At 60.6% G+C, this 17,637-nt stretch carries 15 protein-coding genes, 1 other RNA gene and 1 pseudogene; 9 read left to right on the forward strand and 8 right to left on the reverse strand.

Annotation, left to right across the window (positions count from 1 at the left end; genetic code table 11):
- Positions 1-2 precede the first annotated feature (2 nt).
- Complete coding sequence (locus QU481_RS11745) at positions 3-932, reverse strand: CobW family GTP-binding protein (RefSeq protein ID WP_289830266.1); 930 nt, start codon at positions 930-932, stop codon at positions 3-5.
- On the reverse strand, positions 920-1,354 hold the full coding sequence (locus QU481_RS11750) for a transcriptional repressor (protein ID WP_289830200.1): 435 nt from the start codon (positions 1,352-1,354) through the stop codon (positions 920-922). Before QU481_RS11750 ends, QU481_RS11745 begins: the two co-directional genes overlap by 13 nt.
- A 150-nt stretch (positions 1,355-1,504) precedes the next feature.
- Between QU481_RS11750 and QU481_RS11755 the strand changes: the two genes are divergently transcribed.
- The 3 genes from QU481_RS11755 (at position 1,505) to QU481_RS11765 (ending at position 3,441) form a co-directional block, all read left to right on the forward strand.
- On the forward strand, positions 1,505-1,933 hold the full coding sequence (locus tag QU481_RS11755) for a c-type cytochrome (protein WP_289830202.1): 429 nt from the start codon (positions 1,505-1,507) through the stop codon (positions 1,931-1,933).
- Between the two features lie 176 nt (positions 1,934-2,109).
- Positions 2,110-2,541 carry a c-type cytochrome gene (locus QU481_RS11760; RefSeq protein WP_289830204.1) on the forward strand — a complete coding sequence of 144 codons (432 nt, stop codon included), beginning with the start codon at positions 2,110-2,112 and terminating at the stop codon, positions 2,539-2,541.
- Positions 2,542-2,805: 264 nt separating this feature from the next.
- Positions 2,806-3,441, forward strand: a complete 636-nt coding sequence (locus tag QU481_RS11765; protein ID WP_289830205.1) for a 2-hydroxychromene-2-carboxylate isomerase — start codon at positions 2,806-2,808, stop codon at positions 3,439-3,441.
- Between the two features lie 183 nt (positions 3,442-3,624).
- On the opposite strand, the gene QU481_RS11770 is transcribed toward QU481_RS11765, so the two are convergent.
- Together QU481_RS11770 and QU481_RS11775 are read right to left on the reverse strand one after the other, a co-directional pair.
- Positions 3,625-4,041, reverse strand: coding sequence for a phasin family protein (locus tag QU481_RS11770; protein ID WP_289830206.1), 417 nt, complete (start codon positions 4,039-4,041; stop codon positions 3,625-3,627).
- A gap of 533 nt (positions 4,042-4,574) precedes the next feature.
- Positions 4,575-5,234: a cytochrome b/b6 domain-containing protein gene (locus QU481_RS11775; protein ID WP_289830207.1), complete on the reverse strand. Its 660-nt coding sequence runs from the start codon at positions 5,232-5,234 to the stop codon at positions 4,575-4,577.
- Positions 5,235-5,647: 413 nt separating this feature from the next.
- Between QU481_RS11775 and QU481_RS11780 the strand changes: the two genes are divergently transcribed.
- Together QU481_RS11780 and QU481_RS11785 are read left to right on the forward strand one after the other, a co-directional pair.
- On the forward strand, positions 5,648-6,967 hold the full coding sequence (locus QU481_RS11780) for an MFS transporter (RefSeq protein ID WP_289830208.1): 1,320 nt from the start codon (positions 5,648-5,650) through the stop codon (positions 6,965-6,967).
- Between the two features lie 259 nt (positions 6,968-7,226).
- Positions 7,227-9,470, forward strand: coding sequence for a TonB-dependent receptor (locus QU481_RS11785; RefSeq protein ID WP_289830209.1), 2,244 nt, complete (start codon positions 7,227-7,229; stop codon positions 9,468-9,470).
- 325 nt (positions 9,471-9,795) lie between these two features.
- On the opposite strand, the gene lipA is transcribed toward QU481_RS11785, so the two are convergent.
- The 4 genes from lipA to QU481_RS11805 form a co-directional block, all read right to left on the reverse strand.
- Positions 9,796-10,755 (reverse strand): lipoyl synthase, encoded by a 960-nt coding sequence (gene lipA / locus QU481_RS11790; RefSeq protein ID WP_289830210.1) that lies wholly within the window; start codon positions 10,753-10,755, stop codon positions 9,796-9,798.
- Entirely contained in the window at positions 10,752-11,375 is a 624-nt protein-coding gene (lipB, locus tag QU481_RS11795; protein WP_289830212.1) for a lipoyl(octanoyl) transferase LipB, read from the reverse strand. Before lipB ends, lipA begins: the two co-directional genes overlap by 4 nt.
- Complete coding sequence (locus tag QU481_RS11800; RefSeq protein WP_289830213.1) at positions 11,376-11,642, reverse strand: HP0495 family protein; 267 nt, start codon at positions 11,640-11,642, stop codon at positions 11,376-11,378.
- A gap of 406 nt (positions 11,643-12,048) precedes the next feature.
- Positions 12,049-13,191: a D-alanyl-D-alanine carboxypeptidase family protein gene (locus QU481_RS11805; protein WP_289830214.1), complete on the reverse strand. Its 1,143-nt coding sequence runs from the start codon at positions 13,189-13,191 to the stop codon at positions 12,049-12,051.
- A gap of 226 nt (positions 13,192-13,417) precedes the next feature.
- Between QU481_RS11805 and ilvA the strand changes: the two genes are divergently transcribed.
- From ilvA to QU481_RS11825, 4 genes and pseudogenes are all read left to right on the forward strand, one after another.
- Positions 13,418-14,989, forward strand: coding sequence for a threonine ammonia-lyase, biosynthetic (gene ilvA, locus QU481_RS11810; RefSeq protein WP_289830215.1), 1,572 nt, complete (start codon positions 13,418-13,420; stop codon positions 14,987-14,989).
- Positions 14,990-15,041: 52 nt separating this feature from the next.
- The gene (locus tag QU481_RS11815; protein WP_289830216.1) at positions 15,042-15,692 is read left to right on the forward strand and encodes an HAD family hydrolase; all 651 of its coding nucleotides are present in this window, start codon (positions 15,042-15,044) and stop codon (positions 15,690-15,692) included.
- An 87-nt stretch (positions 15,693-15,779) separates the two neighbouring features.
- Positions 15,780-16,143: a transfer-messenger RNA gene (gene ssrA / locus QU481_RS11820) on the forward strand.
- A 285-nt stretch (positions 16,144-16,428) separates the two neighbouring features.
- Positions 16,429-17,138, forward strand: a pseudogene (locus QU481_RS11825) (IS5 family transposase); the annotation flags it as partial.
- Positions 17,139-17,637 lie beyond the last annotated feature (499 nt).

Consider the following 17,637-nt stretch of genomic DNA (forward strand, 5'->3'; position numbering starts at 1 on the left):
CTTCAGGATTCCAGACAGGCATTCAGAGCCGATTCGATCGCATCGGCGTCAATCTCACGGGCGATCAGTTCGAAACGGCTGTCTCGCCGCCACGCCACTTGGCTTGCGCCCCATTGGCCGTCGACCCAGTTGAGCCACACCCAGCTGTCGAGCACGCGAAACACGCCCTTGGCGCGTACCAGCGACGGCACTTGTTTGGGCAATGCATCGAAGAAACGGGTGAGTCGAGCCCCGTCGAAATTGCGGCCGGCGTCGAAGGTCCACCCCTGCGACTGCCAGTCGCTGTGCGCCTCGGCCGGTGCAGCCGGGCGGTAACGGGCCTTTTCGGCCAACGGCAAATCCAGCCATGCGACGTCGACGGCGCCGTTGACCACCTCGCTTACCAGCGTCTTGGCCGGGAACAGATTGGCCGAAAGACGGCGGAACTCGGCCATCGTGTCGACGTCCGCCAGATCGATCTTGTTCGCCACCAGCACATCAGCAATGCTGATCTGGTCGCGATACAGCGGCTGGCGGTTGTAATCGGGATCGCTGAACTGGCGTGGGTCGACCACGGTCAGCACCACACCGACCTCCAGCGCATCGCCGAGCGGTTTCTCGCGCAGTTCGTCAATCACGCTGGCGGCATGGGCAAGACCACTCGCCTCGATCAGCAAGCGATCCGGGCGCTCGCGGCGCAGCAGATTGGCGACGGTCACCGTCATCTGCGGGCCGGCCACGCAACACAAGCATCCACCGGCGATCTCGGCTACCGGCAAGGTGCCGTCGTCGATCGCCGCGGCATCGATACCGACTTCGCCGAATTCGTTGACGATCACCGCCCATTTCTCGTGGATAGGCCGCTGCGCAAGCAGCGCCTTCAGCGCAGTGCTCTTGCCGACGCCGAGAAAGCCGGAAAACAGGTTGACAAGGGTTTTCTTCATGCCTGGCAGCTCCTGCAGGTACCGGTCAGCACCAGGTTTTGCGCGCGCGGCGTGAAACCCACCGCGCTCATCGCATCGGTCAGCGACGTTAGACAGCCGGTAGCATCCAGCTCTTCGACGCCACCACAGCGCTCGCAAACCAGAATCAGTCCGTCATGCGGACAATCGAAATGATGGCAAAGGATGAAGCCGTTCAATGCTTCGACCCGGTGCAGCAGTCCTTGCTCCACCAGAAAGTCGAGTGCACGGTAGACCGTCGGCGGCGCGGCAACGCCGCGTTCACGCTGCAGATCGGCCAATATCTGGTAGGCCTTCACTACACCGGGGTGCTCGAGCACCAGTTCCAGCACCTGCTGGCGCAACTCGGTCAGACGACAGCCACGCGACTCGCAATGCCGTCGTGCGGCATCGAGGTAAACGGTCTTATCCATGAGTACACAACAGAGGGGGATTGTTCGAACAACGGCATGTTACTGTATAACATCATACATTAACAAGCATTAACATTTCTCACACATTCAGCCAAATAAGCTTGTGTTAATCTTTGCCGACTCAACCGTCATGACAATAGGAAAAAACCGATGAAAAAATGGCTACTACTCGCGCTGACAGCTCTGTTCGCCAGTCAGGCCTTTGCCGCCGACCCGGTGACTCAGCGCAAGGAAGTCTTCAAACAGTACAAACAAACCGTCGGCCAGATGGGCAAGACCGTCAAAGGCCAAGCCCCTTACAACAAGGATGAATTCGCCAAGCTTGCCGCCCACCTCGACATGCTCGCGCAGCAACCGTGGCAATACTTCCCGGCTGGCAGCGACAAGGGCAAGACCGACGCCAAGCCGGAAATTTGGAGCAAACCGGCCGAGTTTCAAAAGGACATCGACAACTACAAGGCCGAAACCGCCAAACTGAAACAGGTCGCCAACGATGGCGACCTGAATGCGATCAAGGCCCAGTTCAACGCGGTACAGAAAACCTGCAAGGCCTGCCACGACAGTTTCCGGCAGGACTGACCCACCCTCTCCCCCCGGCCCTGCTTTTGCAGGGCCGAACTTTTTGGTGTGCACGCACTCTGAACCGCGGCCGGACTTCAGAATACGTGCGATGATGCGTCTGCCCAGTTGCGGCGAGCAGGCGCATACTACGCCGACAACATCCCGGTCTTCACCAACAAACCAGAATCCAGACCATGAAACGCTTCCTTGTCTGCTGTACCCTGCTGGCCGCCAGCGCAACGGCCTTCGCCAGCCCCTATCAGGACCGCGTCAGCGCCTTCAAAACCATGCTACGCACCTTCGAACCGATGGGCGTAGTTGTACGCGGCCGCGACCCATATCGTCCGGATCAGTTCCAGAAACAAGCTGACGCACTGAAGACCCTGGCTCGTGCCCCGTTCGAGCATTTCCCGCCGAACAGCATCGAGGGCAAGAGCCGCGCCAAGCCAGCCATCTGGAGTGAACCGGCCAAGTTCAACGCCGACAAGCAGGACCTGTTCACCAAGGTCGACGCACTGGCCACCGCTGCGCAAACTCACCAGCTGGCTGAAGTGAAACGCGCCTACAGCGCTGTAGCGCAAAGCTGCAAGGCGTGTCACGACAGCTTCCGCGGCCCAGAGCAGTAAGCGCCCGGCACAGTGGCCGGTCACCCTGAGCACCGGGTGATCGGCAATCCCCCACCTAGCCAGCCCTCCACCGGCAATCGCCTCCTCGACTTGCCGCCCTCACCTGGCTCTGCCTAAGCGGGATTGCCATTGAGGTGGCAAACCGGCATGAAGCACGAGAATACCGATTCCTCTCGCCCCCATCGCCGGCCCCGCCCCCCCCATAGCAGAAGAACGGCACCGGAGCCACTTGCTCACCGCGGACGATCGCAGGGAGACATCACGATGGAAACAGCCTTGACGCAAGCGGCCCAATCGAACAGCGAAATCGAGTTTTGGTTCGAGTTCGCCAGCACCTACAGCTACCTCAGCGTCATGCGCATCGAGGACGCTGCGGCGCGGCACGGTGTGACGGTGATATGGAAACCGTTCCTGCTCGGGCCGATCTTCAAATCCCTCGGTTGGGACAGCTCACCATTTCTGCAGCAAAAGGCGAAAGGCGAGTACATGTGGCAGGACATGGCACGCCAATGCCGCAAGTACGGGCTGCCTTGGACCCGGCCGACCACCTTTCCGCGCCGCGCCTTGCTGCCGTTACGGGTCGCGCTGATCGGCGCCGATACGCCGTGGGCGGGCGAATACTGTCGACGCGTCATGTCGCTAAACTTTGCCGCAGACCGGGACATCGACTCGCCCGAGGCGGTAGGCGACGTGCTCATGCAGCTTGGCTTGCCCGCCGCGCAGCTCATCGACGCCGCACAGGCGGAACCGACCAAGCTTCGGTTACGCGAACAGACAAGCACAGCCTTGGACCGTGGCGTGTTTGGCGCACCGACCTTCTTTGTTCGTGGGGAGATGTTCTGGGGCAACGACCGGCTCGATGATGCGCTCACGCTCGCCGCTCAATCGAACCGGCAATAAAGCAATCGGGTGAGCCCGGGGGGGGGCCCGATCTGCTCACCCGGCCATTAGTGAAACAACATCGCAACTAACGCGATGCTGACAAAACCCCGCGCAGCAATCCCCGCTAGTCGCACTGCCTTCGACAACACGAGCAGAACGACAAGGTAGCGCAGCAAGGCCAGGAGGGGTTTGTTAGCGGCCCTAAAGCTGCTCGGCCGCGCGCTGGCTACCCTTCTTCAAGGCTGTCTCTTCACTTTTCGTGAGGTGATACGCCCAGGGATGCTTGCCTTCGGGTAGTGGTGCAAGCGAAATCGCCAGGATTTGCTGCTGTGCCTCGGCCAGGAGCTCGTAGATGGCGTTCGAGGTGGCCATGGACTTTTCGAGGGTGGGTTTCGTCAAGGCGTCTTGAAACTCGCTCAGGCCCTGCGGATTCTTGACGTCATTGAGCCCCTTGAAGGCCTCTGCGGTCGAATTGACAATGTCCTTTAAAAGGTTGATCTGCAGGTTGAATATCTTTTCCACGCATTCGACACCGATACTCGACGCCTTCAATGTATTGGAATATTGCGATTGACATACTTCAGCCCATGGAGCAAATGCAAACTGAGGGTTTTCCATTGTGCTTACCTTGCTGGAGTTGAATAAGGCTCTCGCCGCTAGCAAACAGGACGCCGGCTCCGCAAACCAGCGATTGGACTTAACGAAAACGCCAGGTTGGTGCCCCATTGCAGGCAACCTCCCTGGCGAGACCGGAGAACGACATGCGTTGTCGAAACAACAGGTTAAGTCTGCTTCATTCTAGGAAGGGTCGGCCTCCAGTCAACAAGGGTATGGTTATGCCACGATCGAAACCGATTGCCAACGGCTATAGCGATGCCGTCATCCCAGCAATACCGCGCATCCCGGCAAATCTTCGGAATCACGCCACCGGCCCCCGCCTTCTCTGCCGCCCATGGCACTGCCAATGCACTGGCCACCGGCCTTTCGGTCTAAAAAAGCCCCGTTTCCTGCAATACGGGCCTGATTCACATTAATGCAAAAAATATAAGCAATGCGGTGCACCGCCATTATCGGCGCCGAGCGGACCGCTCCATGTCGTCAAATCCGCCACGCTGACATACCGGTCTCCGACCCTGCCTGGCCGAACCGGCTCAGACGCGGGTCAGCAGCAGATAGACGCCGCCGGCCGACAGCAAGGCCATCAGCACCGCCAGCGCAGGCGATGCAAAACGCAGACGCGGCGCAACGCCACCCAGCGGCTTGCGACCCGTCACCATCGCGTGCACCAGGTTCTGCTTCTTCACGAGCTTGTAGGTGAGGATTGCCAGCACGTGCAGCCCGACCAGCCCCAACAGCAGATTGAACGACAGCTTGTGCCAGGCGGTAATTGCTTCGGCCAGGCCGCTGTCGATGCGCGCCGCCAGCGGGCCATCGTAGAGATAACTGTCGACGTCGGCGGAGAACAGGCCGGTGCTGACTTGAAACAGCAGCACGCCCAGCAATGCCACCACCATCAGCGCGCCGAGGGGGTTGTGCCCAGGCTGCTCGTGCTCAGCCAGCTCGCCCTTCAGGTACCGCATGATCGTCCCCGGGCCACGCACGAAGTGTGCAAAGCGCGCCGTGTCGCTACCGACCATACCCCACAGCAAGCGGAACAGCAACAGGCCGGCAATGCCAATACCGCACCAAATGTGGTACTGCAAGAGATCCCCTCCCTGCTTGCCGCTATACCACATGCCGGCAAAGCCGGCGACCAGCGACCAATGGAACAGCCTCGTCGGCGCATCCCAGACCCGTACTCCCTGCATCATGCTGTCATCCCTTTGCTCCATTCCAAAAGCTGACTCGGCCACCATCGGGCCGAGCATTGAATTCCGTCATCAGACCCAGCTGCCCGACAACCGTTCCGGCGGCGCGGAAATTATACGGCAACGCCTTGGCAGCCCGGCTTGCCGCCGATCGGCGCAATGCTGGCACCCACCATGATTAAGGCAATACTCTTGCCGCATTTATCATTCCATTCGTATACTAAATCCAAGGCTTACCCGGCCTCAGCCCTGGCATGACGCCCATCCCTCGCTACCCGCGCCCCGCCTCGCCATGCTGAATCACGCACTGCCCCTGCCCTGCGGCGCCATCCGCAACGGGTCGGGCCGCCGGGTATCGTCCAGCCGTGCCCGACGGAACAGGCGGTGTTCCATCCAGCCCACGCACGAGAACCGCCATGACAACCAATGCGCCGCTGACGCTCGATCAGTCGAGCCGGCCAGGGGAAAACTCCACCGCCCGTATTGCGCTCGCCAGCTTCATCGGCACCGCGATCGAGTATTACGATTTCTACGTCTTCGCCACCGCCGCCGCGCTGGTGATCGGCCCGACCTTCTTCCCCAAGGGCTCTGAGACCGTACAGCTGCTCAGCGCCTTCCTGACCTTCGGCATCGCCTTTTTCGCCCGCCCAATCGGCTCGGCACTGTTCGGACACTTCGGCGACCGGATTGGCCGAAAGTCCACTCTGGTCGCATCGCTGTTGGTCATGGGCATCTCCACCGTGCTGATCGGGCTCTTGCCCGGTTACGCTAGCATCGGCGTGGCAGCGCCGGTACTGTTGTGCGTGCTGCGCTTCGGTCAGGGCATTGGGCTTGGCGGCGAGTGGGGAGGCGCCGCACTGCTTGCGACCGAGAGCGCCCCACCCGGCAGGCGGGCCTGGTTCGGCATGTTTCCGCAACTGGGGCCATCGGTTGGCTTCCTGGTCGCCAACGGTCTGTTCTTCGGCCTGGCGCTTGTCCTCAGCGACGCCCAGTTCAAGAGTTGGGGCTGGCGCATTCCTTTCCTCGTCAGCGCGCTCTTGGTGTTGGTCGGCCTGTACGTGCGGCTAAAGCTGGCCGAGACCCCAGTGTTCGCCAAGGCGATGAGCGAGGATCAGCGCGTCAAGGTGCCGCTGTTCGAAACGCTGACCTACTATTGGCGGCCGGTACTGCTCGGCACGCTGTCCATGGTGGTGTGCTACGCGCTGTTCTATATCTCGACCGTGTTTTCGCTCAGCTACGGCACCAGCGCAATGGGCTACTCGCGCCAGGAATTCCTCGGCCTCTTGTGCTTCGCCGTACTGTTCATGGCGCTGGGCACACCGCTGTCGGCCTGGGCCTGCGACCGCTGGGGGCGCAAACCGGTGTTGCTGCTCGGCACGCTGCTCGCCGCGCTGTCGGGCTTCACGATGGCACCGCTGCTCGGCAGCCACTCGATTGGTGCGGTGGCACTGTTCCTGGTGATCGAGCTGTTCCTGATGGGCTTCACTTTCGGTCCGATGGGCGCATTGCTGCCGGAGATCTTCCCGACCCAAGTGCGTTACACCGGCGCATCGATCTCTTATAACCTGGGCGGCATCCTCGGCGCCTCGGTTGCGCCGTACGCCGCGCAGTTGCTAGTCGCCCAGGGAGGGCTCGCTTGGGTAGGCGGTTACGTTACCGCCGCTGCGCTGCTGAGCTTCATCGCCGTACTAGGCCTACGCGAAACCCGCGACATCAGCCTCGCCACCGAACGCTGATTCAGCTAAGCCGAGGCGGAATACCTTCCGCTTCGGCCCCTCCCCTGATCTTGGCAGCCCACCCTGCCAAACAAAACGCAAATAATTCCTATTTCGTTGTTTTTTTACCAATCGATACGCCATCTATTCAGATCAAATAGCATCGATTCTCATTTGCAAATAAAATGGCGCCGGCCTTGCCTGGGCGAGGAAACACAGCAAACCCCAGCGCAAGTCGCCTCAAAGCTGCCGATAACTACAAGCGAATCATCTGCCCACTATGAATCCGATCAGACTGGCTCCGGCCACCCCTCTCCGCTCCCTCCCCCTCGCCCTGCTGGCCACCTTCGCCGCCATTCCGGCTTTTGCCACCGACAGCGCCACGCTCGACAACGTCGTGGTATCGGCAGGCGCCGCCAAACCGACCCAGATCAGTGAACTACCCGGTGTCGCCTGGGTAGTCACCGCCGAAGAACTGCAGGAACAGACCAAGGCTGGCATTCCGCTGAAGGAGGCGCTCGGCAATCTGGTGCCGGGCCTCGACATCGGCTCGCAAGGCCGCAGCAACAACGACCAAAACATGCGCGGCCGCAGCGTACTGGTGATGATCGACGGCGTGTCGCTGAACAGCTCGCGCAACCTCAGCCGCCAGTTCGACTCAATCGACCCGTTCAACATCGAACGCATCGAGGTGATCTCCGGTGCCAACGCGCTGTACGGCGCAGGCGCCACCGGCGGCATTATCAACATCATCACCAAGCATGGCGAAGCCGGCCCGGCCCGCTTCACCACCGAAGCGGGGGTGCGCACCGGCTTCAACGCTGGCGACGATGCCGACTGGAAGCTTGCGCAGTCGGTCAGCGGCGGCAACGACTGGGTCGTCGGCCGCTTGGGACTCGCCTACCAGAAGAACGGCGCTGTCTACGGCGCAGACGGCAAGCAGGTCTTCACCGACATCACGCAGACCGACCTGCAATACAACCAGTCTATCGACCTGTTGGGCAACCTCGACTTCAAGCTGTCCGGCGGGCAGAAGCTCTCCGTCATGGCCCAGTATTACGACTCTGGCTACGACGGCGACCGCAGCCTTTACATGGGCAAAAACCTGATCGGCTCGTTCCCGGTCCTCAACGGCAACAAGTCCGACCCAAGCCAGCTTGAGATGCGCGACGGTTTCGACTCCGACCGCACCCCGCGAACCAAGCGGCTGATGGGGCAGTTCGACTACTTCGCGCCGAACATACTGGGTGGCCAGGAGCTGTACGTGCAGGGCTATGCCCGCCAAGAGAAGATCGACTTCTTCCCCTTCCCGGGCTACACCTCGACCAAGCCGACCGTGCTCTACTACGGCGCCTCGCAGCAGAACACCGACCTGTACGGCCTCAAGGCTGTGCTGAACAAGGATTGGGGCGACATCTTCAGCCTGAGCTATGGCCTGGAAGCCAGCCGCGAAGAGTTCGACTCCAACCAGATGCTGTTCGACTTCAAGACCGCTTCGCAAAGCGGCGGCATGCAGCTGCACGAAACCACTCAGATCGGTCGCTATCCCGGCGTGCAGACAGGCGGCATATCGGCCTTCGCTCAGGCCAAGTGGCGCCTCACCGACAAGCTGAACCTCGACTTCGGCCTGCGCCAGCAGCACATGAAGAACTCAGTCGACGACTTCGTCGCATTCAACCAGCAGATCTACATCGCCAACGGCAACCTCAAGTCGGCCGACGCGGTGCCGGGCGGCAGCAAGAGCTACGACGTCACGCTACCGAACGTCGGCGTGGTCTACAAGCTGATGCCGGGCAGCCAGGTGTGGGCCAACTATTCGGAAGGCTTTGAGCTGCCGGATGCCGCCAAGTGGTACGGCCAGGGCAACTACACGTCGACCGGCAAGCTGATCCAGGGTGTCAGCGTCACCAACTCCGCACTCGACGGCATCAAGACCCATCAGGTCGAGCTGGGCTGGCGCTACGGCCGCAATGGCTGGCAGCTCCAGGCTGCGCCGTTCTACACCTGGTCGGATAAGTCGCTCAGCTATGACTCGACGACTCTGCTGATCAAGGAGCTGAATCAGAAGGTCCGCACCTACGGTCTGGAAGGCCAGGTCGCCTACAACCTCAACGACAACTGGCGCGTCGGCAGCAACTTCCTCGCGATCAAATCGGAACAGCAGGACAGCAAGGGCAACTGGAGCAAGCGCGACGTAACGGCCGCCAGCCCGTCGAAGGTCAGCCTGTTTACCGACTGGACCCATGGTGACACGGCGCTGCGCTTGCAGGGGCAGCAGGTGTTCGACCTGTCGGATGCAGCGGGCAACAAGCTCAAGGGCTATGCCATCTTCGATCTGCTTGGCAGCCATAAGCTACCGGTCGGCACGCTGAACTTCGGTATCCAGAACCTGTTCAACAAGCAGTACCAGACCCTGTGGAGCCAGCGCTCGCAAATCTACTACGGCAAGCTGGTCACCCCGCAGACCGTCTACTATGAGGGCCGTGGTCGCACCTACGGCGTGACCTATACCGTCAGCTACTGAGCCTGCTGCGTTACCAACCCGCCGGAATCGCTGGCGGGTTGGCCTTTCAATGCCACCAATGTCTCCGTTGGGTCGGCCGGGCCTGCCCTGCTCATCGCAGGCCATGGTACCTGGTGCAGTACTTCGGGACGGCTCGGCCAACGCTGGCCGGAGAAATCACCTTGTCGCGCACACTGCCGAATGTATCGGCAATGCTGCTGAACAAAGATGTGACGCAGAGCGCCCCTGCCACGGCGCGCTGCGCAATAAAAAACGGACTGGCCAACCCCAAGGTTGCAACCAATCCGTTTTGTTCGCCACCAGCAGGCGGCGGGTCAATGCTCCATCAAGCCACGGCCTCGTTCACCACACCATGCGCCTGTTCGTCAGCGTGGTAGCTGGAGCGCACCATCGCACCGACGGCGGCGTGCTTGAAGCCCATTTCATAGGCTTTTTCCTCGTACCACTTGAAGGTGTCCGGGTGCACATAGCGCAGCACCGGCAGGTGGCCGTCGGTCGGCTGCAAGTATTGACCGATGGTGATCATGTCGATGTCGTGGGCACGCATGTCGCGCATCACCTCAAGCACTTCCTCATCGGTCTCACCCAGGCCCACCATGATGCCCGACTTGGTCGGCACGTTAGGGTTCTTGGCCTTGAAGTCTTTCAAGAGCTTCAGTGAGTGCTCGTAGTCCGCACCCGGGCGAGCCTGCTTGTAAAGACGCGGCGCGGTTTCCAGGTTGTGGTTCATCACGTCCGGCGGCATCGCGGTCATGATGTCGAGCGCGATGTCGAGGCGGCCGCGGAAGTCCGGCACCAGCACTTCGATCTGGGTGCCCGGCGATTGCTTGCGGATTTCGCTGATGCAGTCGGCGAAGTGCTGGGCACCGCCGTCGCGCAGGTCGTCGCGGTCCACCGAGGTGATCACCACATACTTCAGGCGCAGCGCCGCAACCGTTTCAGCCAGGTGGATCGGCTCGTTCGCATCCAGCGGGTTCGGACGGCCGTGGCCCACATCGCAGAACGGGCAGCGACGGGTGCAGATGTCGCCCATGATCATGAAGGTAGCCGTGCCCTTGCTGAAGCACTCGCCGATATTCGGACAGGTGGCTTCCTCGCAGACGGTGTGCAGCTTCTGCTCGCGCAGGATCTGCTTGATCTCGTGGAAGCGCTGACCGTTCGGCAGCTTGGCGCGGATCCATTCCGGCTTCTTCAGCTTTTCGTCGAGCGGAACGATCTTGATCGGGATGCGCGCGGTCTTGTCCGCGCCCTTGTGTTTCACGCCGGCGGCGTTGTCGATCTTCATGCAGTCTCCTCCGTCACCGCGAGGTGACGCTCCAGATGCGGTAGCAGCCGCTCGGCGACGTCTTGCAGCGTCACCGGTCCGGCCAAATCCTTCAATTGCGTGACCTGCAGCCCGGCGTAACCACACGGGTTGATCCAACTGAACGGGGTCAGGTCCATGTCCACGTTCAGGCTCAGGCCATGGTAGGTCGCGTGGTTGCGAATGCGCAGGCCCAGCGAGGCAATCTTGGCGCCGTCGACGTACACGCCCGGTGCGTCAACGTCACCGTAGCCGGTCACACCGTAATCGGCCAGCACGTCGATCACCGAGCGCTCGATGCGGCGAACCAGCTCACGCACGCCGATGCCGAGCCGCTTCACGTCCACCATCAGGTAGACGACCAGCTGGCCCGGACCGTGATAGGTCACCTGGCCACCCCGATCGGTCTTCACCAGCGGAATGGCGGTGTGTTTGAGCAGGTGTTCTTCCTTGCCGGCCAAGCCGAGCGTGTACACCGGCGGGTGCTCGACCACCCAGATCTCATCCGGAGTATCGACGCTACGCTCGGCCGTGAACGCCTGCATGGCGCGCCAGGTCGGCTCGTAATCGACCCGGCCCAGCCATTTGACCTGGCGTTCCATTTACAGCACCACCTTGACCATATGGTGACTGGTCAGCGAGCGATAGATGTCGTCGAGCTGCTCGCGACTATGCGCGGTGATGGTCACCGTCAGCGCCAGGTATTTGCCGCTGGAACTTTCGCGCACGTCGAGGTCTGCCTCAGTTGTGGCCGGGGCATGCTGCTTCACCACTTCAAGGATGGTCACGGCAAATTCATCGTGCCGATCACCCATGATCTTCAGCGGGAAACGGCAGGGAAAATCGAACAGATCGTCTTTGTTACTCATGACTTGGGCCCAACTGATAGGCCACTGGCTAACACCAATGACCGGATTCACAACGGCTTAGCGCCGCTAACAAAAATCCTGCTGCAGCGTTGCGCCTCCTAGCCGTACCACCTGTACTGCCTGCGTGTCGGCGCGCGCCTTGCAGCAAACATTGCATTGAATTTTGTTAACGGCTCTTATTGTCGCACTATGCGGGACGACGTTCCACCCGACCGGAAGCAGGGTTTTACCTCACACTCGACACTAACGTGCAAATCGTTAATTTACAATACCTTACCATAACCAACAGCCCGCCAAGCCGGCCACCTGAGGGCGCCATCGCTACTGGGTAGCGATTCCACAAGGCGACGCGCAAGCTGCGAGGCTGCGCGCCGCCCAACGGGTCAGGTGAGGTCTTTACCCTGCCTTACAAGCCCAGCATCAGCTTGATGCTGTCCCACAGTCGGCCGAAGAAGCCGGCTTCGCCCACCGTCTTCAGCGCCACCACCGGACGCTCCAGCAGCGGCTTGCCGTCCAGGCTGACCTTCAGAGTGCCAACCTGCTGACCGGCCTGGACCGGCGCGATCACCGGCTGCTTGGTCACCAGCTCGGCCTTCAGTTTGGAAGCCTGACCCTTGGCCACGGTCACATAGATATCACCTCCGAAGCCGATCGGCAGCTTGTTGGCGTCGCCCTTGTACACCGACACTTCCGACACCGGCTTCTGCCCGGCGTAGAGCTTCGGCGTATCGAAGAACTGCAGACCGTAATTGAGCAGCTTGGCGCTCTCGACCGCGCGCGCCTCGACACTGGCGGTACCCACCACGACCGAGATGACGCGGCGGCCGTCGCGGTGGCTGGTGGTGACCATGTTGTAACCAGCAGTGTCGGTATAGCCAGTCTTCATCCCGTCAACGTTCGGGTCACGATACAGCAGCAGGTTGCGGTTCGGCTGGGTGATGTTGTTGTAGGTGAACGACTTGATCGAGTAAGTCGTGAAATCCTCGGGATAGTCGTGGATCAGCGCCGCGGTCAAGATACCCAGATCGTGAACCGTGGTGTAGTGGTTCGGATTCGGCAGACCGGTGGCGTTCATGAAGTTGGTATTCTTCATGCCCAGCTTCTTCGCCTGCTGGGTCATCATCTGAGCGAACACGTCCTCACTGCCGGCAATGGCTTCGGCCAACGTAACGCAGGCATCGTTGCCCGACTGCACGATCATGCCCTTGATCAGGTCAGAGACACTAGCCGGCTTTTTCGGGTCGAGAAACATCCGCGAACCTTCGGTCTTCCAGGCACGTGTCGATGCCGTCAGCATCTGATCCATCGACAGGCGCTTTTCCCTGATCGCCTTGAAAACCACGTACGCGGTCATCAGCTTGGTCAGCGATGCCGGCTCGATGCGGGCATCCGGATCGCGCATAGCCAGGGTCTGGCCACTCTGGTAATCCACCAGATAGTAGGCTTTGCCAGCGATGTCGGGAGCGGGCGGCACAAAGGCCGAGGAAGCAAAAGCGAACGAAGGCAGCGCGAGCGATGCTGCCACAATCAGGCTGGTCAGTTTTTTCATTGGCATTACGTACTACGAGGGGTGGGCGGCAAATACTGTAGGCGGCGATTATACACCCCCTACACCTGGCGAGGGACAGCGTAAAGCCGTGCCCGCGCAGACTTGGTGCAGGGCAACGGCTTGGAGTTCCAGGCGGCGCCTGATAATCTGGACTTCAATAAAAGCCACCAGCAAATCTAGGCCCGGCGCGCTTGCCGCAAGCGCAACACGCAGAGAGAAGCTGCATATGGCTCAACGAAAACGACAGACCAAGAGACCCACTGATACCATGCAAGCGAAGCACGACTACCTAGAACGCATCCTGACCGCCCGAGTATACGACGTCGCCGAAGAGACCCCGCTCGAACTCGCCCCCAACCTGTCTCGCCGAGTCGGCAACAATATTCTTCTGAAACGTGAAGATTTGCAGCCGGTCTTCTCGTTCAAGATCCGCGGCGCCTATAACAAGATGGCCAAGCTGACGGCCGAACAGCTCGCGCGAGGCGTGATCACCGCCAGCGCCGGCAACCACGCCCAGGGTGTCGCGCTGTCGGCGCAGAAGCTCGGCTGCGCCGCCACCATTGTGATGCCGGTGACCACCCCGCAGATCAAGATCGACGCCGTCGCCAGCCGCGGCAGCAAGGTAGTGCTGCACGGCGACTCGTACAGCGACGCCTACCAGCACGCGATGAAGCTGGTCGAAGAAACCGGCCTCACCTACATTCCGCCATTCGACGACCCGGACGTCATTGCTGGCCAAGGTACAGTAGCGATGGAAATCCTGCGCCAACACCCCGGACCGATCGACGCGGTGTTCGTCGCCATCGGCGGTGGTGGCCTCGCGGCCGGCGTGGCTAGCTACATCAAGCGACTGAAGCCCGAAATCAAGGTAATCGGCGTGCAGACCGTCGACTCGGACGCGATGAAGCGCTCGATCGAAGCAGGTGAGCGCGTCGAACTTAAGGATGTCGGCCTGTTCGCCGATGGCGTCGCAGTAAAGCTAGTCGGCGAAGAAACCTTCCGCATCTGCCGTGAGCTGCTCGACGACATCATCCTGGTCGATACCGACGCGATCTGTGCGGCGATCAAGGACATCTTCGAGGACACCCGCTCGATCACCGAGCCGGCCGGCGCGATGGCGGTAGCCGGTGCCAAGGCCTACATCGAACGCGAGGGCTGCAGCGGCGAAACGCTGGTAGCGATCGCCTGCGGCGCCAATATGAACTTCGACCGGCTGCGCCACGTGTCCGAGCGCTCGGAGCTGGGTGAGCGCCGCGAGGCAATCATCGCCGTCACCATCCCGGAGAAACCCGGCAGCTTCAAGAAGTTCTGTTCGGTGATCGGCAGCCGCAGCATCACCGAGTTCAACTATCGCTACGCCGATGCCGGCACCGCCCACGTATTCGTGGGTGTGCAGATCCAGAAAAAGGACGACGTCGGTCGCATCATCGCCGACCTGCGCGCCAACGATCTGGACGGCCTAGACCTGACCGACAACGAACTGGCCAAACTGCACATCCGCCATCTGGTTGGCGGCCATGCCCCACAGCTAAAAGACGAGCGAGTGTTCCGTTTCGAATTCCCGGAACGCCCAGGTGCGCTGATGCGCTTCCTCGAAGCGATGCGCACCGACTGGAACATCAGCCTGTTCCATTACCGCAACCACGGTGCCGACTACGGCCGCGTGCTGGTCGGCATCCAGGTGCCGGACAGCTGCAACGGCGAGTTCCAGCGCTTCCTCGACACCCTGGGCTACCCCTGCGTCGAGGAGACCGACAATCCGGCGTACAAGCTGTTCCTCGGCAAGACTGCCCACTGACCCGCTTCGGCCGACCTTCGGGTTGGCCGAATGCCCTAGCTAGTGACGAAACATGATTAAAGCAGTTCTGTTCGACCTCGATGGCACTCTTGCCGACACAGCCCGCGACCTCGGCGCCGCGCTCAATGCCATGCTGGCCGAGCACGGCCTACCTCTGCAACCTTACGAGGCGATGCGCCCCATCGCTTCGCACGGCGCACGCGCACTGATCAAGCTTGGCTTCGGCATCGACAAGGAGCACCCCGACTTCCCAGCACTACGCGCCCGCTTCATGGACGAGTACGAGAACAGCTTCGACAAAGAAACCGTTCTATTCGATGGTGTCGCCGAGTTAATCGTGAAGCTGACCGAACGCGGCCTACCCTGGGGCATTATCACCAACAAGCCACAGCGCTTCACCGCCCGCCTCGTCGAGGCCCTTGCCTTCCCTGTTGCGCCAGCGGTGATCGTCAGCGGCGACACAACGCCAGCACCAAAACCCGACCCGCGCCCGATGCTGCACGCCACCAACGTGATCGGTATCGCGCCGGAATACTGCCTGTACGTGGGTGACGCCGAGCGTGATATCGAAGCGGGGCGCGTCACGGGCATGCGCACACTAATCGCTAACTGGGGCTACATCGCCGACGACGACCTACCCCACGCCTGGCAGGCCGACGCGTTCATCGACCACCCCCTCGACGTGCTGAAGCACCTAGACTGAAAAAGCCCCCTCACTCGGCCGGCACAGGCAAAAACCGCGCCACACTTGGCTCGGAGGGGGATTATCAGATATACTGAAAACTCATCTGGGGGCGACCTGGTTTCGACGGGGGTTGCGAAGCAGATGAGGGCATACCGGGATCTCAGTCACCCCGTAAAACGCTGAAATTCTATAGTCGCAAACGACGAAACTTACGCTCTGGCCGCTTAATCGCGCCAGACACTGCAACGGTTCGCTGATGGGCCGTGTGGGGCAACCCACAGCAGTGTCACTTTACATCAGCTAGCTCTGTGCCGGGTCACTTGACCCAGGGCGAACTAATAGGTGACTCGCCTCAGCCAAGCCTGTCCGTCGGCGTGGTCTGCGGTTAAATCCAAAAGACGAGGCTAAGTATGTAGAACTCACTGTAGAGGACTTTCGGACGCGGGTTCGATTCCCGCCGCCTCCACCAGCCTATCAACGGCAGCAGACGATAGCAGACGACTCGAAACGCTTGCGCAGCAAGGGTTTCAGCCCACTAGGGGCCGTCTATTACCGTCTGCTGCCGTTTCCTTTTTCGCTCCTTTTTCGCTCCTTTTTCGCTCCTTTTTCGCTCCTTTTTCGCTCCTTTTTCGCTCCTTCTTCGCTCTTGCGTCGCACTTCCTTCGCACTCAATTTCTGAGCACCAGATCCAAGCCGCTTCGTCCTTCTTGACGCACACTAGACTCGCGGTAGTTAGAGCCGCTAACAAAACCTACTGGATGATAAGGCTGCCCTCAATGGCATCCTGTTTGTCCTCACCACCGGTATCCCTTGGGAAGATCTACCGCAGGAACTCGGCTTTGGCAGCGGCATGACCTGCTGGCGTCGCTTGCGCGACAGGCAGGAGCAAGGCGTCTGGGATCGTCTGCATCTGGCCTTGCTAACCCAGCTGCGCCAATGCGACCAGATCGACTGGAGCCGCGCCAGCATCGACGGGGCCAGTGTCGCCAGCCCCCGGGGGGCCAACAAACCGGCCCCAACCCCACCGACCGGGGCAAGCTCGGCAGCAAGCGGCACCTGATCGTCGACCGCCGCGGCGTACCGCTGGCGCTGAGCGTGACCGGGGCCAACCGCCACGACGTGATGGTCTTCGATGCCTTGGTAGATGCCATTCCGGCCATTCCCGGTCTACCGGGGCGCCCTCGCCGGCGGCCGTACAAGCTGCATGCGGACAAGGGTTACGATTTCTGCCGCTGCCGGGAACACCTTCAACGTCGGGGCATTTTGGCCCGGATCGCCCGACGAGGCGTCGAGAGCAGCGAGAAACTGGGGCGGCACCGCTGGGTAGTTGAACGTACCCACGCCTGGTTTGCGGCACTGGGCAAGCTGCGCATTCGCTTCGAGCGACGACTGGACACCCATTACGCTCTGCTCAAACTGGCTTGTTCCTTGATTTGCTTACGCTTTGTCGAACGGTTTTGTTAGCGGCTCTTAGTCAGCAGCTGCCACTTCACCGGCTTGACGCCTGCTGGTGCATTAATCTCGATCACCAATACCACCGCCACTGGTAACGTTCCTGTTCCGCCATCGAGTAAAACGATGTGTAACACCTGCACCTGCTGGCATACGGCCACTCATCGTTCGCCTATGATGAAGAAGCTCTTTGACCAGTTCGTCAACCGGACGCCTAAATACAACGCATCTTGGTACCGTCCACTTAGCTCTGGCGTCGGTTACGTCCAACGTTAGCCGTCACAACCATGCCCCTGAAGCGCGCACTTCCGAGAACTTCCTATGACCCAAACTCTCACTTACTTGCTGCAGATCAGATTCGAACCGATTGTAATTCCAATTATCTTTTTATTGCTGTCCACATTTCTTCAAGTCATGTTCGCGACATTTAGTGCCAAGACTCTCGGTGCCGACTTGGCTGCTGCGGCTATGGCTCTTCTTATTTCTGCCGTTATTACAAAGCTTAATGGAT

It is taken from the genome of Crenobacter oryzisoli, assembly GCF_030385785.1.
GTDB lineage: Bacteria > Pseudomonadota > Gammaproteobacteria > Burkholderiales > Chromobacteriaceae > Crenobacter_A > Crenobacter_A oryzisoli.